This is a genomic window from Janibacter massiliensis, from assembly GCF_900289115.1.
Lineage (GTDB): Bacteria > Actinomycetota > Actinomycetes > Actinomycetales > Dermatophilaceae > Janibacter_A > Janibacter_A massiliensis.
In genome coordinates this window covers 1,201,278-1,222,150 of the sequence record NZ_LT985196.1, presented here as the reverse complement: position 1 = coordinate 1,222,150, position 20,873 = coordinate 1,201,278, and the positions used below count along the sequence as shown (strand labels likewise).

General features: G+C 69.4%; 17 protein-coding genes. 12 read left to right on the top strand and 5 right to left on the bottom strand.

Translation table 11 applies throughout. The features are described from left to right. Positions 1 to 264: 264 nt before the first annotated feature. On the top strand, positions 265 to 2,010 hold the full coding sequence (locus DAA34_RS05950; RefSeq protein ID WP_158707638.1) for an ABC transporter ATP-binding protein: 1,746 nt from the start codon (positions 265 to 267) through the stop codon (positions 2,008 to 2,010). Next, positions 2,003 to 2,971 carry a glycosyltransferase family 2 protein gene (locus DAA34_RS05945; protein WP_158707637.1) on the top strand — a complete coding sequence of 323 codons (969 nt, stop codon included), beginning with the start codon at positions 2,003 to 2,005 and terminating at the stop codon, positions 2,969 to 2,971. Before DAA34_RS05950 ends, DAA34_RS05945 begins: the two co-directional genes overlap by 8 nt. Here DAA34_RS05945 and rfbA read toward each other — a convergent pair. Beyond that, the gene (gene rfbA / locus DAA34_RS05940; RefSeq protein ID WP_106818027.1) at positions 2,968 to 3,831 is read right to left on the bottom strand and encodes a glucose-1-phosphate thymidylyltransferase RfbA; all 864 of its coding nucleotides are present in this window, start codon (positions 3,829 to 3,831) and stop codon (positions 2,968 to 2,970) included. The genes DAA34_RS05945 and rfbA overlap by 4 nt on opposite strands. A gap of 279 nt (positions 3,832 to 4,110) precedes the next feature. On the opposite strand from rfbA, the gene DAA34_RS05935 reads away from it, so the two are divergent. Next, positions 4,111 to 5,019, top strand: coding sequence for a glycosyltransferase family 25 protein (locus DAA34_RS05935; RefSeq protein WP_158707636.1), 909 nt, complete (start codon positions 4,111 to 4,113; stop codon positions 5,017 to 5,019). A 71-nt stretch (positions 5,020 to 5,090) separates the two neighbouring features. Here DAA34_RS05935 and DAA34_RS05930 read toward each other — a convergent pair whose 3' ends face one another. After that, complete coding sequence (locus DAA34_RS05930; protein ID WP_158707635.1) at positions 5,091 to 5,975, bottom strand: glycosyltransferase; 885 nt, start codon at positions 5,973 to 5,975, stop codon at positions 5,091 to 5,093. 115 nt (positions 5,976 to 6,090) lie between these two features. Between DAA34_RS05930 and rfbB the strand changes: the two genes are divergently transcribed. From rfbB to DAA34_RS05900, 6 genes are all read left to right on the top strand, one after another. Continuing rightward, complete coding sequence (gene rfbB, locus DAA34_RS05925) at positions 6,091 to 7,089, top strand: dTDP-glucose 4,6-dehydratase (protein WP_234354133.1); 999 nt, start codon at positions 6,091 to 6,093, stop codon at positions 7,087 to 7,089. Between the two features lie 77 nt (positions 7,090 to 7,166). After that, the gene (locus DAA34_RS05920) at positions 7,167 to 8,429 is read left to right on the top strand and encodes a hypothetical protein (RefSeq protein WP_106818024.1); all 1,263 of its coding nucleotides are present in this window, start codon (positions 7,167 to 7,169) and stop codon (positions 8,427 to 8,429) included. 50 nt (positions 8,430 to 8,479) lie between these two features. Beyond that, on the top strand, positions 8,480 to 10,699 hold the full coding sequence (locus DAA34_RS05915; protein WP_106819865.1) for an NADP-dependent isocitrate dehydrogenase: 2,220 nt from the start codon (positions 8,480 to 8,482) through the stop codon (positions 10,697 to 10,699). Positions 10,700 to 10,872: 173 nt separating this feature from the next. Further along, a complete protein-coding gene (locus DAA34_RS05910; protein WP_106818023.1) occupies positions 10,873 to 11,304 on the top strand; it encodes a helix-turn-helix domain-containing protein in 432 nt (143 codons plus the stop codon). Between the two features lie 87 nt (positions 11,305 to 11,391). Next, on the top strand, positions 11,392 to 11,955 hold the full coding sequence (locus DAA34_RS05905; RefSeq protein ID WP_234354132.1) for a PIN domain-containing protein: 564 nt from the start codon (positions 11,392 to 11,394) through the stop codon (positions 11,953 to 11,955). Between the two features lie 20 nt (positions 11,956 to 11,975). After that, positions 11,976 to 13,469, top strand: a complete 1,494-nt coding sequence (locus DAA34_RS05900) for a sugar nucleotide-binding protein (RefSeq protein WP_106818021.1) — start codon at positions 11,976 to 11,978, stop codon at positions 13,467 to 13,469. A gap of 168 nt (positions 13,470 to 13,637) precedes the next feature. On the opposite strand, the gene DAA34_RS05895 is transcribed toward DAA34_RS05900, so the two are convergent. Beyond that, positions 13,638 to 17,072 carry an ExeM/NucH family extracellular endonuclease gene (locus tag DAA34_RS05895; RefSeq protein WP_106818020.1) on the bottom strand — a complete coding sequence of 1,145 codons (3,435 nt, stop codon included), beginning with the start codon at positions 17,070 to 17,072 and terminating at the stop codon, positions 13,638 to 13,640. 201 nt (positions 17,073 to 17,273) lie between these two features. Between DAA34_RS05895 and DAA34_RS05890 the strand changes: the two genes are divergently transcribed. Together DAA34_RS05890 and aqpZ are read left to right on the top strand one after the other, a co-directional pair. After that, complete coding sequence (locus DAA34_RS05890) at positions 17,274 to 18,263, top strand: malate dehydrogenase (protein ID WP_106818019.1); 990 nt, start codon at positions 17,274 to 17,276, stop codon at positions 18,261 to 18,263. Next, complete coding sequence (gene aqpZ / locus DAA34_RS05885; RefSeq protein WP_106818018.1) at positions 18,263 to 19,045, top strand: aquaporin Z; 783 nt, start codon at positions 18,263 to 18,265, stop codon at positions 19,043 to 19,045. The genes DAA34_RS05890 and aqpZ overlap by 1 nt, the downstream gene beginning before the upstream one ends. Before the next feature lie 60 nt (positions 19,046 to 19,105). Here aqpZ and DAA34_RS12115 read toward each other — a convergent pair whose 3' ends face one another. Both DAA34_RS12115 and DAA34_RS05875 read right to left on the bottom strand, forming a co-directional pair. Beyond that, positions 19,106 to 19,465 (bottom strand): DUF3017 domain-containing protein, encoded by a 360-nt coding sequence (locus DAA34_RS12115; protein WP_158707634.1) that lies wholly within the window; start codon positions 19,463 to 19,465, stop codon positions 19,106 to 19,108. Continuing rightward, the gene (locus DAA34_RS05875) at positions 19,462 to 20,313 is read right to left on the bottom strand and encodes a bifunctional methylenetetrahydrofolate dehydrogenase/methenyltetrahydrofolate cyclohydrolase (protein ID WP_106819863.1); all 852 of its coding nucleotides are present in this window, start codon (positions 20,311 to 20,313) and stop codon (positions 19,462 to 19,464) included. Before DAA34_RS05875 ends, DAA34_RS12115 begins: the two co-directional genes overlap by 4 nt. A 19-nt stretch (positions 20,314 to 20,332) precedes the next feature. Here DAA34_RS05875 and DAA34_RS05870 point away from each other — a divergent pair, with 19 nt between their 5' ends. Next, positions 20,333 to 20,851 carry a GNAT family N-acetyltransferase gene (locus tag DAA34_RS05870; RefSeq protein ID WP_234354130.1) on the top strand — a complete coding sequence of 173 codons (519 nt, stop codon included), beginning with the start codon at positions 20,333 to 20,335 and terminating at the stop codon, positions 20,849 to 20,851. Positions 20,852 to 20,873: the final 22 nt, after the last annotated feature.

The following is a 20,873-nucleotide window of genomic DNA, read 5'->3' as shown; positions in this document are numbered from 1 at the left end:
CGCCGCGCACCAAGCCTGACCGCCCGCACGGCGTCCTTGGGAAACGCACGCGATGGTACGCCAGCGGCGAGGGGACGCTCTCGCACAACCCCTCCTGTTCGTCGGTTCTGCCAGCTCACCTCGGGTGAGAAGGTAACATCGACCGGCACGCACCACTGAGGACCGGGCCGCCGGTGGGTCCGCTCACCCCCGTCTCGACAGGAGATCATGGATACGTGGAGGGGACTCCGGGCGGTGTTCGGCAGGCACGCCCTCCGCCAGCTAATGATCGCCATCTTCATCTCGGCCGTTGCGTCGATCGTCGAATCGATGGCTGTCATCCTCATCATTCCCCTGGTCTCGATCCTGTCGGGCGCCGGAATTAAGGTGGCGATCATCGACCAGGCGATGGCCGCGGTTGGCCTGTCCGCTACCCGCGAGTCGGTCCCGATACTCTTGGCTGCGGTGCTGGGCGCCTTCCTCATCAAAGACGTGGTGGTCGTCGCTTTCAGGTGGTGGTTTCTGGGCTTCACCATGCGCCACCGCAGCCTGACGGCGATCCGTCTATTCCGGTACTACCTGAACGCTCCATATTCGTTGCACACCTCGAGAAGCTCGTCCGAGCTGCTCCAGCTTATGGGGCCCACCGTCGGGTCCGTGTTCGCCTATACCGTCACGGGGTTCGTCACGCTGTGCATGGATGCGGTGACAATCCTCCTCATCTCGAGCGCAGTGCTCGCCGTGGCCCCGGGCCCCACTTTGGCCGTCGCCGCGTACTTCGCCGTCGGATCGCTGATCTTCCTCCGCGTCATCCAGCGCGCAGCGCACTCGGCGGGCGGGCGGCAGCAGGAGGCTGCGAGGGCCGGATATCGCGCAGCGTTCCACGGGTTCGGTGGAATCAAGGAGATCCAGCTACGAGGCGCACAAGACTTCTTCGCCGAGCACTACACCGCGAGCGAGATGGAGAACGCGAGAGCGAGCCGCGTTGCGGCGTTCTTGGGAGAGATGCCCAAATACGTACTGGAAATCATGCTGTTCATCGGTCTCGGCGGAGCGCTCGTGTTCCTGTCGGCGACCGGAGGAGCCGACTCCATCCTCGCCATGGTCGCCGTGCTCGCCGCCGCAGCCTTCCGGATCCTCCCATCGGCGTCACGCCTGGTCGGGGCGGCGACCGGACTCCGGATCGGCAAGCCGTCGATCGCTCTGCTGCTCCGAGAGCTGGACGCGGCGGATGCCCAGGAGCAGGTCGAGGTCGCGAGTGCGCCCACGCCGTTCCGTCAGGATCTGGTCGTTGACCGGGTGTCATTCCGGTATGGCCCCGATCTCCCAGACGTCGTCGACGATGTCACCCTCAGCCTCCCGGCTGGAACATCGATGGCCCTCGTCGGCGGCAGCGGCGCAGGGAAAAGCACGCTCGTCGACATCATCATGGGCTTCCACGCCCCCACCTCGGGACGAGTGGTGGTCGACGGCGTGGACGTCGGCCAAGACATCGCTGCTTGGCGCCAGAACATCGCCATGGTCCCGCAGGACGTCTACCTCTTGGAGGGTTCACTCGCCGAAAATATTGCGTTCGACGAGGCGGTCGACCCCGTTCGCCTGCACCAAGCCATCGTCGCGTCTCAGTTGGGTGACCTCGTCGCGACCCTCCCGGCTGGGGTGGACACACCTATCGGCGAGAGGGGCTCTCGCTTGTCCGGGGGACAGCGCCAACGGGTGGGCATCGCGCGCGCGCTCTACCGCCGTCCCACCCTTCTCGTGCTCGACGAAGCGACATCAGCGCTCGACAATGACACCGAGCGTCAGATCACGTCCACGATCGAGGCACTCCGTGGCCGGGTCACGACGATCGTCGTCGCGCACCGGCTCAGCACGGTTCGCCACGTCGACCAGCTGGTTTTCCTCTCTCAGGGGCGGGTCGCCGCAACCGGGTCGTTCGACGAAGTGCGGGACGCCAACGAGGAGTTCGCACGCCTCGTCAAACTGGGTTCCCTTACCGGGATTGAAGGCATGGAGGCCGACCATGGTTGATCTTCTCGCGCTTGGGGGCGAGATGCTCCGCGCCCCGCTGGTCCACGCCCGCCAGCTGCGCTGGTACCAGCGCTACCGCGCGGATTCGCGAAACGCAGCCGTGGTCAACGCGGTCGCTGAAGCGATGGACATGCCTCGCGTCCCCCGGTTGCGGCGAGGGTCGGTCGTCCTCGTGACGACAGTGCGGAACGAGCTCGACGTGATCGATGAGCTGGTCGAGCATCACCTATCACAAGGAATCGAACACCTCGTGATCGCCGACAACATGTCGTCTGACGGAACTCGCGAGCGCTTGGATGAGCTGTCGAGACGTCACCGCGGCGCCATGACCGTGGGGGATGACCGTCTCGACCGGTTCTACCAAGGCGCGAAATTGTCCTTCCTTGCGCGCTTGGCTTGGGCGAGTGGCGCGAGATGGATCGTCCCGGCAGACGCGGACGAACGTTGGATGGGCTCGACTGGAACGCTCGCAGAGCATCTCGGATCCACCCGATCAAGCCAAGTGTCCGCCGTCTGCCACAACGTCTATCCAAGGCGCGACGGGTCGTGGCAGATCGACCTCTACCGACACCCGATCACTCGCATCGCGTTTCGCGCGTACCCGGCGCTCGCAATCGGCGAGGGCGCCCACCAGGTGCGCCGCCCTGGAGAGCTGGAGTCCGGGCTCCATTTCATCCACGTCCCGTGGCGCAGCAGATCACAGCTCGCCCGCAAGACACGCCAAGGAGCTGCAGCGCTGGCAGCAGCGGGCCTGTGCGCTGAGAACGGAGTGGACGGGCACTGGTATGAGATGGCCCAGAGCGGACGGCTGGACGAAATATGGGCCTCCATCGAAGGCACAGGCTCCACCTCCATCGGCTACGGCTACAAGCCCGTCGGCCCACTCACCACGATCAAGTCGACGTCCTATCGCAGCTGGGCCGCGGTCGAGGCTGAACTGGGGCCTCAGCCCACGGCCTAGCCCGCCAGCAGTCCGATGAGATAGTCGCCGTACCCGCTCTTGCGAAGGGGCTCGGCGCGCTGGCGCAGACCCTCGTCGTCGATGAAGCCCATCCGCCAAGCGACCTCCTCCGGGGCACCGATCTTCAGGCCGGTGCGGGCCTCGACGGTCCGGATGTAGTTGCCCGCGTCGCTGAGGTCGTCGAACGTCCCGGTGTCGAGCCAAGCGGTCGCCCGCGGCAACGCCTCGACGCGCAGACGACCCTCGTCGAGGTACGTCCGGTTCAGATCGGTGATCTCGAGCTCGCCGCGCGCGGACGGGGTCAGGGCTTTGGCCCGTTCGACGACGTCGTTGCCGTAGAAGTACAGACCCGGCACCGCGTAGTTGCTCCGCGGCTGCGTCGGCTTCTCCTCCAGGGAGACGGCGATGCCGTTCTCATCAAACTCGACGACGCCGTAGGCCTGCGGGTTCTTCACGTAGTAGCCGAAGACCGCGGCTCCGTCGACGTCGGCGAAGCGCCGCAGCTGGGTTCCCAGACCCGGCCCGTAGAAGAGGTTGTCGCCGAGCACGAGGGCTGCGGCTCCGCCGGCCAGGTGCTCCTCGCCGATGATGAACGCCTGCGCCAGCCCGTCCGGAGTGGGCTGCTGCGCGTACGTGATCGAGATCCCGAGCTGCGACCCGTCGCCCAGGAGCCGCTCGAACTGGGGCGCGTCGTGCGGGGTCGTGATGACGAGGACGTCGCGGATCCCGGCGAGCATGAGCGTGCTCAGCGGGTAGTAGATCATCGGCTTGTCGTAGACCGGCACGAGCTGCTTGCTCACTCCGAGGGTGATCGGGTGCAGCCGAGACCCCGTGCCACCCGCGAGAATGATCCCTTTCATGCAATCATCCTATGCTGTCGCACCCGTCCACGGCTGACGTCTCGGCTTGGAGCTTGAGCGACTCGGGCCGATGAGGATAGGCCGATCGACAGCCCGCGCTGCGGACCGAACGCACCGGCAACCCACCGCCCGAGCGGTGACGTGGTAGCTGACCGCCTCAGGCAAGACGGGACGGCGCAGAACAGGCACAGCCCGATCCGAGCGAACGGCGTACGGAGTGCCCAGGTCGCCGCTCGAATCGGGTTTCGGGTTGCCCGACTGCGCCGTACTATCACACTCATGGAGCCGTCAGAGATCGGACTGGGCTTCGCCGCAATGATTTCGCTTCCTTCAGCTACTGCGCGGCGGGAACGTGCTCGTGTGAACGCACCGGTGTCAATGGAGACCCTCGACGGTGTCGACGCGCGCGGCTGGAGCTCCCAGCAGATCGAGGCCCGTTTCGACGTCACCCGCGCACGCGACCGCTACGGACGCGCGGCGCTCCCCGGTGAGGTCGGCTGCACCCTCGCCCATCTCGCTGCCATGCGCAGGTTCCTCGACTGCACGACAGGGGGCGGGGATCAGACCCTCGGCCTCATCACGGAGGACGACACTGCGTGGACGGGTGGCTCGGTCACCGCACTCGCACATTCCGCAGCTCTTGATCACGAGTTCACCCTGTTATGGCCGGAGGAGTCCTCTCCTTCGTTCAAGGAAGTCCACACCATCCGAAAGATGCCAGGGGGCCTGGAACTGGTTCGACCTCTCCCGTTCCCGCGAAGCACGTTGGCGTACCTCGTCTCGCGGCGCGCCGCGAAAACCATCGTCCAGCGGGCGCGCCGGCCGTTCTGGATCGCCGACGACTACCAAGCTCTCCGTGAAATCGGGGTCGACGTGCGAGCCATCCCCCAGTTCCCGGTGGCCCGTCAAGACGTCACCTCGACGGTCGATGCCGGTGGCGGTCGAGAGGCAAGCTACTTCAGCCTGCAGCCACGCCTGTCTCTGCTGAGGGGGAGGAAATCCTTTCTCGTCCGATTCCGGACCGTCGAGGAGAGACGGATGAGGAGGTGGCATAGGCACGCGGATGCGTATGCGCGGCTGCCACTCCCCGTCCGCGCCAGCGCCCTCGGGCGAGCCGCGTCGATCGTGATCAACGACGCTGCGACGGGCCCCCTCCCGCCGCAGCGTCTCGCCGCCCGACTCGGTTAAAGATAAGCGCCGTTCAGCCTATATTGCGGCGGGACCGAACCCCTCGGGCGAGCGGGACGGAAAGACAGGGTTCACCCAGGTCGGCTGTTTCGGCTACCGCAGCCCTCGAGCAACATGCTCCCACGGGTTCGCCCACCGGAGTACCACCGCAGGTAACCCGCCAAGTGGCCGAGACGGCGCACGACTTGACGCATTGCAGATCGCCGATGGTCCCGGTCAGCGAGCAACAATCCCCACCAAGCGCCGACGAGGAGTCTCAACAGTCCAGCTGGGCTCGAGCCTGCGTCGAACCGGTCGGGGTGGAGTCGAAAAACGACATACTCGGCTTGGGCTGATTGAAACACCTTCCTCATCACCTGCTTGAACTCCGTCGTGCGTCGGAAGTGAACTACCATCGCGGGGGCATGCCCGACCACAGATCCAGACCTGACGATCCTCCGACCGAGCTCAAGATCTTCCATACCGTACGGCGGAAGCGCTCCTTCGAATCCCCCGACTGCCAAAAAGGTCGAGCGCCTCACAGCCGCGTTGTTGGTGAGGATGTCGGCTGTCCAGTTGACATTCAAGCCGCCGCGGGTAAGCGCGGCCGCGTCCGGGTCCAGCGGGTCTCGGAGTTCGACCGAGACGCCTCCGACGAAATCCGCCGACTGCAGCGCCTCGTAAGCGGCGCGCACCCAGCCCGCGCCCACGATGTCGTCCGCGTCGCAAAAGGCGATGAGGTCGCCGCAGCTCACCAGCACACCGAGGTTCCTCGCCTGCCCCGCGCCGGGTGCGGCCGACGAGTCGACCAACACGAGACGAACTGGGAAGTCCTTCTGAAACTGGCGGACGATACGGACGGTGTCGTCGGTCGATCCGTTGTCGGAGACGACCACCTCCCAAAGCACCCCCGGGTCTTGACCCTGCAAGGCGCCCAGCTGCTCTGCGATGTGGTCGGCCCCGTTGAGAACGGGCATCACCACGGAGATGTCGCATCGAGGCACGATCCCGACCCTACTGGCCCCGATGGTGCTCTGCCCGTGGCCGAGAACCTCACGTCGCCCGAACCGCCGGCGACGTATCGTCCCCGTTGTGAAATCTCTCCTCGTCACCGGCGGCGCCGGGTTCATCGGCAGCAACTTCGTCCACCACGTCGTTGCCCACACCGACGCGCGCGTGACCGTCCTCGACAAGCTCACGTACGCCTCGTCCGAAGCGTCGCTCGCAGCCCTGCCCACCGACCGTGTCGAGCTCGTCGTCGGCGACATCTGCGACGCGGCCATGCTCGACCGGCTCCTCCCCGAGCACGACGCGGTCGTCCACTTCGCCGCCGAGTCGCACAACGACAACTCGCTGAACGACCCCTCGCCGTTCGTCACGACGAACCTCGTCGGCACCTTCACGATCCTCGAGGCCGTGCGCCGCCACGGCACCCGGCTGCACCACGTGAGCACGGACGAGGTCTACGGCGACCTCGAGCTCGACGACCCGGGCCGCTTCACCGAGGCCACCCCGTACAACCCGAGCAGCCCGTACAGCGCGAGCAAGGCCGGCTCGGACCACCTCGTCCGGGCGTGGGTGCGCTCCTTCGGCGTGAACGCCACGCTGAGCAACTGCTCGAACAACTACGGTCCGTGGCAGCACGTGGAGAAGTTCATCCCCCGGCAGATCACCAACCTCATCGACGGCGTCCGGCCCAAGCTGTACGGCGCCGGGCTCAACGTGCGGGACTGGATCCACGCCGACGACCACTCGGCGGCGGTCCTGGCGATCCTCGAGCGCGGCGAGACGGGGCGGACGTACCTCGTCGGCGCCGACGGCGAGCGGAACAACCTCGAGGTCGTACGCGCGCTGCTGCGGATCTTCGGCCGGCCGGAGGACGACTTCGACCACGTCACCGACCGACCGGGCCACGACCTGCGCTACGCCATCGACTCGACCCGGCTGCGCAAGGAGCTCGGCTGGGCGCCGGCGCGAAGCGACTTCGAGACGGGCCTTGCCGAGACCGTGCAGTGGTACCGCGACCACGAGTCGTGGTGGCGCCCGATGAAGGCCGCCACCGAGGCCCGTTACGCGGCCTCGGGTCAGTGACGTCCTCTGGCGCGAACCGGCGGGCCGTTGCCCGATGGGGTCGCTGGATCACCCCTCTGCTGGTTTCCTTCGGTTTGGTGCTCCCGGTCCTGGTCATGCTTCGAGGACCCCTGCTGCAGGACCTCGGTGAATGGGTCTACGAGGCACGGGTGGGCGCGTGGCTGGTTACCACGGGCGACACCTCCCGCTTCACCGTCACCCCTGCTCCGGTCCCCTACCTGACCGCCCAAGCCCTGCTCACGGGGCTGGCGGTCATGCTCCAACCGTCGCTCGCGGGCATCGCCGGCATCCTCATCACCATCACCCTCGGGTCCTTGGCCGTCGGCACACTCATCAAGGAGCACCGGCTTCCGCCCCTGTCCGCCGGTGTGCTGCTGACGCTCGTGGTGGTGCTGACGTCGTGCTTCTGGAACGGCTATCTCGGGCACCAGATCGGCCTTGCGCTGATCTGCGCCTACCTGGCGTTGCCCCGCGAGCTGCGGACCCGCCCGGCGATCGTCGCGGGGGTGACGATCGCTGGCTTCTTCACGCACGGCATGACGTGGGCGGCGCTCGGCGTCATCGCGGGAGCGCATGGGCTCGTCGACCGTCGGTTGGCTCAGGTGGCAATCGGTTCCCTCCCGTCCCTCGGGCTGCTGGCGTGGTTCGTGACGTCTGCGGCCTCCTCCTCCGGCGACGGCGAGCTGGAGGTCGACGGACCTGTGCAGCTGGCGGTGTACAAGGCGTACACCCTGGCCAAGATGGGCGGTTACCAGAATCTCTTCGTCAACGGCTCGGGTGACTGGCGCGCCCTCATGCTCACCGGCGCCGCGGCCAACTGCGCGTTCGTGGCCGCCTTCGCGGCCCTCGCGGTCGCGGCGATCGTCACGGCGACCCGGTCGCAGACCTGGCGACCGGAGCTGCTCGCCGGTCTGATCCTTCTCGGGGTGGCGCTGGTGATGCCCCCGTCCCTCGTCGAGATCGTCAACCCGGGCGAGCGCCTCCTGTCACCTGCCGCGATCTGCATCGCGGTGGCAGCCCTCGCGGGAGGCCAGCACCGGATGCTCGGACGGGCGGCAGCGACCGCTGCAGGCCTCGGGCTCGTCCTCACCGCAGGGAGCGTGGCACTCCTTCCGACCAAGGCTGCTGCGGGGGACCCGGACCACCGCGATCCCACCGCTGGTCAGGCCAGCGACGCCACGGACCGTGCTGGTGTCCTGTTCCAGCACCGCCTCGACCAGTACGAGTCCCGGGTCGCGGCGGCGGATGCCTCCTGGCGTGCCAAGGCATCCCCCACCGAACCTCTGATCTTCAAGACGACGAACCTCGTCAACGTGACACGGCCGGACCTCGAGCGGTAGGCCGCGACGAGCGTCCTCGGCTGTCGGAGCGGCGTGGAATGATCGGGACCATGAGCAACCCCACGATCATCTGGACCACGATCGACGAGGCGCCGGCCCTGGCCACGCACTCGCTCCTGCCGATCGTCAGCGCGTTCACCAGGACGGCGGGCATCGACGTGCAGACGCGGGACATCTCGCTCGCCGGTCGCATCCTCGCCCAGTTCCCGGAGCGTCTGCGCGACGACCAGCGGATCGAGGACAACCTCGCCGCGCTCGGGGAGCTCACCCACGACGCCTCGGCCAACATCATCAAGCTGCCGAACATCTCCGCCTCCGTACCGCAGCTGAAGGCCGCGATCGCCGAGCTGCGCTCGCAGGGCTATGACCTGCCCGACTACCCGGAGGAGCCGACCACCGACGAGGAGCGCGAGACCCAGGCGCGGTACGCCAAGGTCCTCGGCTCGGCCGTCAACCCGGTCCTGCGCGAGGGCAACTCCGACCGGCGCGCGCCGCTGTCGGTGAAGAACTTCGCCCGCAAGAACCCGCACCGCCTCGGCGCCTGGACCCCCGACATCAAGGCCCGCGTCGCCGACATGACCGGTGACGACTTCTACGGCAACGAGGTCTCGCGCGTCATGGACGCCGACGACGAGCTGCGCATCGAGCTCGTCACCGAGGGCGGCACCACCGTCCTCAAGGACTCCGTGCCCGTCCTCGCCGGCGAGATCGTCGACGGGACGTTCCTGTCCGCGAGCGCGCTGCGCGACTTCTACGCCGCCCAGATCGACGCGGCCAAGGCCGAGGGGCTGCTGCTGTCCCTGCACCTCAAGGCGACGATGATGAAGGTCTCGGACCCGATCCTCTTCGGGCACGCCGTCACGGTCTTCTTCGAGGACGTCTTCGCCAAGCACGCCGACACGCTCGACCAGCTGGGCGTCAACCCCAACCTCGGCCTCGGTGACCTGCTGGCCAAGGTCGCGACGCTGCCGGAGGCGCAGCGCACCGAGATCGAGAAGGACATCGAGGCGACGTACGCGCAGCGCCCGGCGCTGGCGATGGTCGACTCGGACAAGGGCATCACCAACCTCCACGTCCCGAGCGACGTCATCATCGACGCCTCGATGCCGGTCGTCATCCGCGACTCGGGCCGCATGTGGAACGCCAAGGGCGAGCAGCAGGAGACGCTCGCGATGATCCCCGACCGCAGCTACGGCCCGATGTACCAGGCCGTCATGGACGAGCACCGCGAGAACGGCGCGCTCGACCCGGCGACGATCGGGTCCGTCCCGAACGTCGGACTCATGGCGCAGAAGGCCGAGGAGTACGGCAGCCACCCGACGACGTTCGAGATCCCCGCTCCCGGCACCGTCCGCGTGACGACGAAGGCCGGCGACGTCCTCATGGAGCACGAGGTCGCGCAGGGTGACATCTGGCGGATGAGCCGCGTCCGGGACATCCCCGTGCGCGACTGGGTCAAGCTCGCCGTCACCCGCGCCCGGGCGACCGGCGCGCCGGCGGTGTTCTACCTCGACGAGAACCGCGCGCACGACGCCAACGTCATCGCGAAGGTCAAGGAGTACCTCGGCGAGCACGACACCGAGGGCCTGACCTTCGAGATCCTGCCCCCGGCCGAGGCCATCCGGTACTGCCTCGCGCGCATCCGCACGGGCCAGGACGCCATCTCCGTCACCGGCAACGTCCTGCGTGACTACCTCACCGACCTGTTCCCGATCCTCGAGCTCGGCACCAGCGCGAAGATGCTCTCGGTCGTGCCGCTGCTCAACGGGGGCGGGCTGTTCGAGACCGGTGCCGGCGGGTCCGCGCCGAAGCACGTCCAGCAGTTCCGCGACGAGGGCTACCTCCGGTGGGACAGCCTCGGCGAGTTCTCGGCGCTCGGGGCCTCCCTCGAGCACCTCGCGGCGACGCAGGACAACGCCAAGGCCCAGGTTCTCGCCGACACCCTCGACGAGGCGATCGCCCGCTTCCTCGACGAGAACAAGTCCCCGGCGCGCAAGGTCGGCCAGATCGATAACCGCGGCAGCCACTACTACCTCGCGCGGTACTGGGCCGAGGCGCTGGCGAAGCAGTCCGCCGACGCCGACCTGGCGCAGCACTTCGGGCCGGTGGCGCAGCAGCTCGTCGAGAAGGAGTCGCAGATCGACGGCGAGCTCATCGGCGCCCAGGGCAAGCCCGTCGACATGGGCGGCTACTACCACCCCGACGAGGCCAAGGTCTCCGCCGCGATGCGCCCGAGCGCGACGCTCAACGCGATCATCGACGCGATCTGATCGACACCTGACCGATCACCGACCGACGCGAGGGCCGGGTGGGCACGACGCCCACCCGGCCCTCGCCGCTCGGTCGAGTGCGCTCGGCCGGCGACACCTTGGGTTGCAGTTGCATCTGAAAGTGCCTATGGTTGTTCCGTGCCGCACAGCGCGGCGCTCACGAAGGAGGCGCAATGACCGCCACCGCAGAGAAGATCTCCATCTCCGCCGAGACCGTTCAAGACGCGCGTGCGACCCGCGTCGGCGACGGCACGACGCTCGCCATGGTGACCGCCGACGGCCAGCAGGTCGCGCTGCCGCCCCGCGTGCAGCAGACGCTGTTGCGCGCCATGGCATCCATCGCCGAGCGCGGGCACGTGACCATCAGCGAGGTCCCAGACACCATGACCAGCACGACGGCAGCCAGCGTCCTTGGCGTCTCTCGGCCAACGTTGATGAAGTGGGTCAAAGAGGGGGTCATCGACTCCTTCAAGGTCGGGACCCACACCAGGTTCCGTCGAGACGACGTTCTCGCACTGAAGCAGCGCAGGTCGGCCGAGCGCCGCGATGCGTTCACCCGTCTTCGCGAGCTGGATGCCGAGCACCCGGAGTGGATTGACGATTGAGCTCGGCACCTCGACAGCGGCACGGCACCCCGTTCATGGGGCGCCGTGCCGCTCCGATGTGGCTAGGCTCTTTTCGTGACCCAACGGGTGTTCGTCGACGCCAACGTCTTCTTCAGCAAGACACTGACCGACTGGCTGTTCCTGCTGAGGTACGAGACCGAGGGCATGTTCCAGGTGCACACCACGGAGGACGTGTGCGCCGAAGTGATCTATCGGATGCGGAAGAAGAACCCCACTGCGCCCGGACACTTCACCCGGCGCCGGATCGATCTTCTCCGTGGCTCCCTCGACGAGATCATCGGTGACTACCCCGCAGACCTGCCGTTCACCGGCGCCGACCCGGCCGACTACCACGTCCACGCCGCGGCGACGGCTGGTCGGGCGGACATTGTCATCACCGCGAACAAGGTCGGCGATTTCACCAACGACCCCGACGCCGAGTCCTACGAGGTCATGCACCCGGACGACTTCTTCCTGCTCGTCGGTGAGTCGTCCCGTGGTTGCGTCCCGCAGGTCATCGAGAAACAGATCATGCATTGGAAACACGACGCACGGCGGGTACAGCTGGACGAGATGCTCGAAAGAGCAGGCTGCCCGGAGTTCGCGATCACGGTGCGTGAACTCTTGCGGCATCGGGCGCTTCGACCCTGACGTTCCACCGGCCGCAGGGCATGCTAGACCTCGTGAACGCGCCGACCGTCGAGACCACCGCCATCCCCGGGCTCCTCGTCCTCACCATCCCCGTCCACGGCGACGCCCGCGGCTGGTTCAAGGAGAACTGGCAGCGGGAGAAGATGACCGCTGCCGGACTCCCCGACTTCGGACCGGTGCAGAACAACGTGAGCTTCAACGGCTCGCGCGGCGCGACCCGCGGAATCCACGCCGAGCCGTGGGACAAGCTCGTGTCCGTCGCCACCGGGCGGGTGTTCGGCGCGTGGGTCGACCTGCGGCAGGGTGACACCTTCGGCACGACCGTCACCGTCGAGATCGGACCGGGCACCGCCGTCTTCGTCCCCCGCGGCGTCGGCAACTCCTACCAGGCGCTCGAGGACGCCACCGCGTACACCTACCTCGTCAACGCCCACTGGCGGCCGGGCATCACCTACCCGGCACTCGCGCTCGACGACCCGACCGCGGCCATCAACTGGCCGATCCCCCTGAGCGAGGCCGAGATCTCGGACAAGGACCGCGCCAACCCGCAGCTGGCGGACGTCACCCCGTTCGCCCGTCGCGTGCCGCTGGTCATCGGCGCGAAGGGGCAGCTGGGCCGTGCCCTCACCGACCTGTGGCCCGACGCCGTCGGGGTGGATCTCGACGAGCTCGACATCACCGACCCGCAGGCCGTTGCGGCCTACGACTTTTCGGCGCACGACGTGGTCGTCAACGCGGCGGCGATGACCGCCGTGGATGCTGCGGAGACCGCCGAGGGTCGGCGCGCCGCGTGGGCTGCGAATGCGACCGCGCCCATGCTCTTGGCCCGCGCCGCGCTCGCCCACGGGTTCACGCTCGTGCACTACTCGAGCGACTACGTCTTCGACGGCACGAGCGAGGCCGCAGCCGAGGACCACCCGATCGCTCCGCTCGGGGTGTACGGGCAGAGCAAGGCCGCCGGTGATCTCGCGGTGCAGGTCCTCCCCCGGCACTACGTGCTGCGGACGAGCTGGGTCATCGGCGGCGGGGCGAACTTCGTCGACACGATGGCCTCCCTCGCCGACCGCGGCATCTCCCCGACCGTCGTCGACGACCAGGTCGGGCGGCTGACGTTCACGCAGGACCTCGCGGCGGCGACCGACCACCTCCTACGGTTGGGCGCTCCGTTCGGCACGTACAACTGCACGAGCTCCGGCGAGTCCCGGTCGTGGGCGGCGATCGCGGCGGACGTCTTCGCTGCCCGCGGCCGGGACCGGGCCGACGTCACCCCGGTGACGACCGACGTGTACTACGCCGGCAAGCGCGCCGAGGGCGTGGCGATCAGCCCCCGCCCGGCCCGCAGCACCCTCGCGGCGGCGGGTGACCCCGCCGCCGCCCCCCCCCCCCCGCCGCGCCCCCCCCCCCCCCCCCCCCCCCGCCGCGGCGGCGCCCGCGCCCCGGNAGGGGATCCACGCCCGCCCGCCGCGCCTCACCCCTCGCAGCCCCCCACTCCCCGCATTTGCGCGCGCAATTGACATGTGCGCGTCGTATATCGCGCGCGGATGGCAGTTGCGCGCGCAAATGCGGGGAGTGGGGGGCTGCGAGGGGTGAGGCGCGGCGGGCGGGCGTGGATCCCCTGCGCACCCACGGCGGGAGCCCGCCCCGCGCGTGGCGGGACGGGCTCCGGGCGAGGTCAGCGGGCGTCAGCGAACGACCGTGACGGTGCGGACCGTGCTCGAGGCCTCGAACTGGCTGTTGCCCAGGTAGCGGACCGTGACGGCGACGTTCCCGATCTTCCAGAACGGCCGAACCCAGATCTTGACCTTCCCGTCCTTCAGCCACCCGGTCCCGACCACCGCTCCGCCGCGGACGATCTCGACCCTCCCGCGGGGCGTCGCACCCGTCGCCGAGACGGTGGTCGTCATCGCGACCTTGTCCCGCCCGTATCGCGGCCGGACCGGCGTGTGCGTCACCGCCGTCCGCGTCGTGGCCTTGCGCGTGGTGACCTCGCCCGCCGCGATCCAGAGGCCCGCCGGCGCCGATGCGCCCTGCGTCTGCGCGTCACCGACGTAGGTGAGGTGCAGGGTGTGGAGACCGGCCGTCTCGAACGGGCCGAGCTCGATCGAGCCGGAACCGTCCTGGAGGGGGATGGTGCCGATGAGCTTGCGGGAATCACGCACCTCGACCTCGCCCGTCGGGACGAGACCGTCGGCGCCCTTGACGGTGACCGACACCTTCGCCTTGTCGGCTCCGGCCACGATCTTGCCGGCCGCGACGCTGACGAGGATCGAGGCCGCCTGCTTCCCGGTGACCGTCACATCGACCGTGGAGGTCGCCCCCGACTCCGTGGCGGAATCGCCGAGGTAGACGAGCGTCAGGGTGCGAGCGCCGATGATCCCGAACGGACCCACGTTCACCGAGCCCGTGCCGTTGGTGAGCTCGATCGTCCCGAGGACCCGCGCGCCGTCGCGCACCTCGACCTTCCCGGTCGGGGTCACACCGTCCCCGCCAGCGACCGTGGCGGTGACCTTGACCGTCCCGGCGCCCGCGACGACCGAAACGGGGTCGACCTCGCCGGTCACGGTCGCGGCCTGCTTCGACGACGGGGTGTCGAGGCCGACGATCTCCGGGTCGTGGTCGGAGGAGCGGAACTCGTTCGGGGCGTGGAAGTCCTCGACGTTGTTGTTGTGGCGGCTGTACTCGTACGCCACGGACTCGACGGAGTTGATGTTCCACACGTCGGCACCGATGACCATCGCCTTGGCGCTCGGCGAGGCGAGGACGTGGTCGAGCGAACCGACGAGGCCGCTGAAGACGTACGTCCGCTCCTCGGCCTGGTCGGACTTCACGGCCGAGTAGCCCTTGCCGTAGAGGACCTGCATCGGGTCCTCCATCGTGTAGGAGTTGAAGTCGCCGACGAGGAAGACGCGGTCGGTGTTCCGCGCCTTGGCGAAATCGTCCGCGAACGTCGCGAGCGCCTCGGCCTGGCGGGTCCGGTCACCGTTCCACGAGCCCTGGCCGTCGCCGGTGTCGAGGTTGTCCCCGGTCCCCGTGCCGCCCTTGGACTTGAAGTGGTTGACGACGACGACGAACGCGTCCGCGTCGCGCGCGCCCTTCTCCTTGAAGGCCTGGGCCAGCGGCTGGCGGGCGTTGGTGAAGGCCGAGCTGCCGACGAGAACCTTCGAGCCGCCGACCGGGGTGACCTTCGCCGGCTGGTAGATGAAACCCGTCCTGATGACGTCCTGCTGGTCGACCGGCGGGAGGTCCGCGGCGGCGGGCGAGGGCACGTACGCCCACGTGCCGTCACCGGCCTTCGCGTTGAGCGCCGCGACGAGGGTCTTCACCGCGTCGTCGCGGTCGAGTCCGAACTTCACCGAGTTCTCGAGCTCCTCGAGCGAGACGACGTTCGCCCCCGAGCCGTTGATCGCCGCGACGATCTTCTCCTGCTGGCGCGCGAGGTCGTCGTCCTCCGCCGCGCCGCGCGGGCCGTTGTTGCTGCACGTGTTGACGGTCGTGCGGTTGCCCTGGCGGTCGGTGTAGTACGAGCACGTGCTCCCGGCGGCCTCGTGGTCCGTACCCGTCCACGTGAAGTAGTTGAGGACGTTGAAGGTCGCGAGCTTGACGTCGCCACCGACGTCCCGCTTCACGCCGCCCCACGCCGCGGAGCTCGCGCGCGTGTCCGGGAAGGTGATCGGCGCGACGCCCTCGTCCGTCAGCTGCTCCTGCGGCTGGAAGCGCCACGCGTTGAATCGGTAGTCGAGGACGACGGGCTTGGAGAACTGGCCCGTCGCGCCGGTCCGGATCGAGCTCTCGGGCTCGAGCCACGGCAGGGGGATGTCGCGGTTGGCGCCCGACGTGAAGTTGATGCTCGCGCCGTCGTCGACCGTGACGGCGCGCTCGGCGTTGTCCTTCGCGACCGCGGCGGCCTCGGCCGACCCCGGGCGGGCGACGTCCGTCGGCTGGCGCAGCGGCGTCGTGCCCGCCGCCAGACCGATCTCGCCGAACTGGTTCGTCGCGTAGTTGTTGCTGACCGTGTAGCTGCCGGTCGGGGCGAGGAGCTCACCCTCGTGCGCCTCGCGCTCGGCGTCCGTCGTCCACCACGCCGTCGACAGCGGGGTCACGGCCGGCTGCGCGGTCGTCGCCTGCTTCACGTCCGAGGCGTTCGCGGGCGTCAGCTCGGTCAGGCCCTGGTACTCGCTGACAGCGCCGGTCACCGTCACGGTCTCGCCCACCTTGGCGTTCGCGTCGACGGCGCCCTGCCCGTAGACGAAGATCGCGTCGCTCGCGCCCGGCGTGGCGTCCGTGCCGGAGCCCGTGCCACCGGTCTGGAGGTAGAACCCCTTGAAGCCGCCGGTCGGGTACGACGCCGTGACGACACCCGTCGTCGTGACGGTCTTGCCGGCCAGCGGGCTCGTCGCGCCCGTGCCCTGGATCTCGGCGATCGGGACCGTCGAGGGCTCCGGTGCAGGCGGGTCCGTCGGGGTCGACCCGCCACCGGAGGCCTGCGGCGTCGGGGCACCCGTGGCGAAGTCGTCGCGGTTGACGTCGGTGTCGGCCCCGACCGTCTTCCGGGCGACGGAGGTGCTGTTCGAGGTGCCCGGCGCGGTGGCCGTCTCGAACGTCGCGGTCGTCGAGCCCCAGCCGACGAAGTCGACGATCCCCGCCTTGCCCGCGACGCTGCCCGTGCCCGGGTCGAGCGGTGCGGTGCCCTGCGCGAGGAAGATCTGCCCGCCGGAGCCCGACAGCGCAATCGTCCCCGTCGCGTCGGGCGTCGGGAGCGCCGGCTGGGTCTTGTCGTTGCCCACCGCGAGCTGCACGAGGAAGGTGCCCTTCGCCGGGACAGTGCCCGTGAGCGGCAGGACGTTCGAGGAGGCGGGCGCACCGGTGCCGCCGGCCGAGCGGTACTGCAGGCTCATCTCCGAGAGGATGATCGGCTCGTTCGACGGGTTGTAGAGCTCGACGAAGTCGTTGCGGAACGCCCCGCCGGAGTTGCCTCCGCCGCCGTAGACCTCGTTGATGACGAGCCCGGTACCGTCGGGGTTCGCCCCGGCGTCGGTCGCGAGAACCGGGAGGCCGACGGCCGTCAGGCCGGTCGAGACCAGCGCGAGGATGGACAGGCGGCGAGACGCACGTGACATGAGGCCCTCTGCAGGATCGGGATGGTGACCGTCCGATCCTGCCGCGGGCGGCCCTCACCGGCGGCGACGGCCATCCGACGATCAGGTGAACAACGCCCCACGATCGGGTGCACCCGTGCGCACGGCCTCGGGCGCACGGCGCGCGGCCCGGGTCTAGAGTCAGCAACGACCACATCCGCGACACGAAGGGGTCGAGATCCCGTGAGCACCACTCCCGTCAAGGTCGCCGTCACCGGCGCCGCCGGCCAGATCGGCTACAGCCTGCTCTTCCGCATCGCCAGCGGCTCCCTGTTCGGCCCCGACACCCCCGTGGAGCTCCGCCTCCTCGAGATCACCCCGGCCCTGAAGGCGCTCGAGGGCGTCGTCATGGAGCTCGACGACTGCGCGTTCCCGACGCTGGCCAAGGTCGAGATCGGCGACGACCCGGAGAAGGTCTTCGACGGCGTCAACCACGCCCTGCTCGTCGGCGCCCGCCCCCGCGGCCCGGGCATGGAGCGGGGCGACCTCCTCGAGGCCAACGGCGGCATCTTCGCGCCGCAGGGCAAGGCCCTCAACAAGGTCGCCGCGGACGACGTCAAGGTGACGGTCACCGGCAACCCGGCGAACACGAACGCCCTCATCGCGATGAACAACGCGCCGGACATCCCGCGTGAGCAGTTCTCCGCGCTCACCCGTCTCGACCACAACCGCGCCATCTCCCAGCTCGCCGCGAAGCTGTCGGTCCCGGTCACCGAGATCCGGAAGATGACGATCTGGGGCAACCACTCCGCGACGCAGTACCCGGACCTCTTCCACTGCGAGGTCTCCGGCGAGAACGCGGCGCAGAAGGTCGGCGACCAGGCCTGGCTCGAGAACGACTTCATCCCGACGGTCGCCAAGCGCGGCGCGGCGATCATCGAGGCCCGCGGCGCGTCCTCGGCCGCCTCGGCCGCCTCTGCCACGGTCGACCACGCCCGCGACTGGGCGCTCGGCACGCCCGAGGGCGACTGGGTCTCGATGTCGGTCGTCTCCGACGGCTCGTACGGCGTGCCCGAGGGGCTCGTGTCGTCCTTCCCGGTGACGATCTCGGACGGCCGCTGGTCGATCGTCCAGGGTCTCGACATCGACGACTTCTCCCGCGCGCGCATCGACGCCTCCGTCAAGGAGCTCGAGGGCGAGCGCGAGGCGGTCAAGGGCCTGGGCCTCATCTGATGCGCACCCCCGCACTCGCCTCCCGTCTCGGCGCGGAGTTCCTCGGCACGTTCTGGCTCGTCCTCGGTGGCTGCGGGTCGGCGATCTTCGCCGCGAGGTTCCTCGCCGACGACAAGGACACCGGCCTCGGCATCGGGTTCGTCGGCGTCGCGCTGGCCTTCGGCCTCACCGTCCTGACGATGGCCTATGCCGTCGGGCACGTCTCCGGCGGGCACTTCAACCCCGCAGTGACGATCGGCTGCGCGACGGCCCGCCGGTTCCCGTGGAAGGACGTGCCGGCGTACGTGGCGACCCAGGTCGTCGCGGGTCTGGCCGCCGGCGCCGTGCTCCTGCTGATCGCCCGCGGCAAGGACGGCTTCTCCGCGTCCGGGAACATGGCCGCCAACGGGTACGGGGCGCACTCCCCCGGCGGGTACTCGCTCGTCGCGGTGCTCGTGGCCGAGACCGTCCTCACGGCGTTCTTCCTCTACGTCATCCTCGGGGCCACGGACGGTCGGGCGCCGGTCGGCTTCGCGCCGATCGCCATCGGTCTGGCGCTCACGCTGATCCACCTCATCTCGATCCCGATCAGCAACACGTCGGTCAACCCGGCACGATCGACCGGTGTCGCGTTCTTCAACGGTGCCGGGGCGCCCGCCCAGCTGTGGGCCTTCTGGCTCGCCCCGATCGTCGGCGCGGTCATCGCCGGTGCGACGTACGCGCTCATCACCGGTGAGGACCGCAGCGGGATCCCCATCGAGGGCGACGTCGACGAGATGACGACGACGGACGCGCGGGTCTGACCCCAGCGTCAACCCCACCAGCGGTTCCGGCTGAGCCGTCCACCCGACCGGGTGGGCGGCTCAGCCCGCGTTCTGCAGGAGCAACGAGACCGTCACCATGCCCGCACCGAGGACGGCGAACATCACGGTGTCCGGGGTGCGACGGCGGACGACGAGCCCGCCGGCCCACTGGGTCGGCAGGACGGCGCGCAGTACTGCGGCGAGGACGCACGCGGCACCGAGCACGAGACCCGCGCGGGCCGGGGGAACGACGAGGAAGCCGGCGACACCGAGGATCCCGACGGCCGCGACGCCCCACCACGCGGCGAGCCGACGGGTCACTGTCGGGCGGGGTTCGACGGGCCGGGGCCGAGGCACCCCGGTCGCCCCGGCGGGGGCGTCGTCGACGTCGGTGGGGGTCGGACCGTCGGCGTCGGTCACCGGGCGGCCGCCGCCCGCTCGGCGGCCTCGACGACGTTCGACAGGAGCATCGCCCGGGTCATCGGTCCGACACCGCCCGGGTTCGGGCTGAACCAGCCGGCGACCTCGGCCACGCCGGGGTCGACATCGCCTGCGACCTTCCCGTCGACGCGACTCACGCCGACGTCGAGGACGGCCGCACCGGGCTTGACCATGTCGGCGGTGATGATCGACGGGACGCCCGCGGCCGCGACGACGATGTCCGCACCGGCCACCTCGGCGGCGAGGTCGCGAGTGCCGGTGTGGCACAGGGTGACGGTCGCGTTCTCGCTCCGCCGCGTCAGGATGAGGCCGAGGGGGCGCCCCACTGTGATGCCGCGACCGACGACGACGACCTTCGCCCCCGCGATCGGCACGTCGAAGCGCCGCAGCAGCTCGACGCAGCCGACGGGGGTGCACGGCAGCGGGGCGCGCTCGTTGAGCACGAGCTTGCCGAGGTTGACGGGGTGCAGGCCGTCGACGTCCTTGTCCGGGTCGACGGCCGAGAGGATCGCGAACTCGTCGAGACCGGTCGGCTGCTGGACGATGAACCCGGTGCAGGCGGGGTCGTCGTTGAGCTCTCGGACGACGGCCAGCACGTCCTCGAGGCTGGAGCTCGCGGGCAGGTCGCGGCGGATGCTCGTCAGGCCGATCTCGGCGCAGTCCTTGTGCTTGGCCCCGACGTACCAGCTGCTCGCCGGGTCGTCACCGACGAGGACGGTCCCCAGGCCGGGAGTGATGCCGCGGTCACGGAGCGCCGAGACCCTCGCGCGGAGCTCGTCCTTGATCTCTCGCAGGACCGCCTTGCCGTCGAGGATCGTCGCGCTCACACCGACCTATCCTGCCACGGTGACCGCTGCCCCGACCCGGACCGTCGACATCGTCGCCTACGACCACCCGCGCGCCACCGCGCTCGTCGAGGAGCTCATGGCCGACCTGTCGCAGCGGTACGGCGGTTCCGGCGACGGGACCCCGATCGACCCTCGACAGTTCGACGCCCCGGACGGCGCCTTCCTCGTCCTCGTCGACGACGGCCGGGACGTCGGCTGCGTCGCGCTGCGACTGCTCGACGCCACCGACGTGCCGGGCGGGATCGACGGCGACGTCATGGCCGGGCACACCCGGGTCGCCGAGCTCAAGCGGATGTTCACCCGGCCCGAGGTCCGCCGCACCGGTGCCGGTCGCGCCCTCCTCGCGGCGCTCGAGGAGCGAGCGAGGGAGCTCGGCTTCACCCGGGTCGTCCTCGAGACCGGCACGGCCCAGCCGGAGGCGATCGCCCTGTACACCTCGTCGGGCTACACCCCGATCCCCGGCTTCGGGCACTACCGGGACGCGCCGCTCAGCCGCTGCTACGCCCGCGACCTCTGAGACTCAGGCCGCCGGCTGCTGA

Excerpts from the sequence above, each read along its gene's own strand:
- DAA34_RS05950 (WP_158707638.1), top strand. The coding sequence starts at position 265 with ATGATCGCCATCTTCATCTCGGCCGTTGCGTCGATCGTCGAATCGATG.
- DAA34_RS05945 (WP_158707637.1), top strand. The coding sequence starts at position 2,003 with ATGGTTGATCTTCTCGCGCTTGGGGGCGAGATGCTCCGCGCCCCGCTG.
- rfbA (WP_106818027.1), bottom strand. The coding sequence starts at position 3,831 with ATGAAAGGGATCATTCTCGCGGGTGGCACGGGGTCTCGGCTGCACCCG.
- DAA34_RS05935 (WP_158707636.1), top strand. The coding sequence starts at position 4,111 with ATGGAGCCGTCAGAGATCGGACTGGGCTTCGCCGCAATGATTTCGCTT.
- DAA34_RS05930 (WP_158707635.1), bottom strand. The coding sequence starts at position 5,975 with ATGCCCGTTCTCAACGGGGCCGACCACATCGCAGAGCAGCTGGGCGCC.
- DAA34_RS05915 (WP_106819865.1), top strand. The coding sequence starts at position 8,480 with ATGAGCAACCCCACGATCATCTGGACCACGATCGACGAGGCGCCGGCC.
- DAA34_RS05910 (WP_106818023.1), top strand. The coding sequence starts at position 10,873 with ATGACCGCCACCGCAGAGAAGATCTCCATCTCCGCCGAGACCGTTCAA.
- DAA34_RS05895 (WP_106818020.1), bottom strand. The coding sequence starts at position 17,072 with ATGTCACGTGCGTCTCGCCGCCTGTCCATCCTCGCGCTGGTCTCGACC.
- aqpZ (WP_106818018.1), top strand. The coding sequence starts at position 18,263 with ATGCGCACCCCCGCACTCGCCTCCCGTCTCGGCGCGGAGTTCCTCGGC.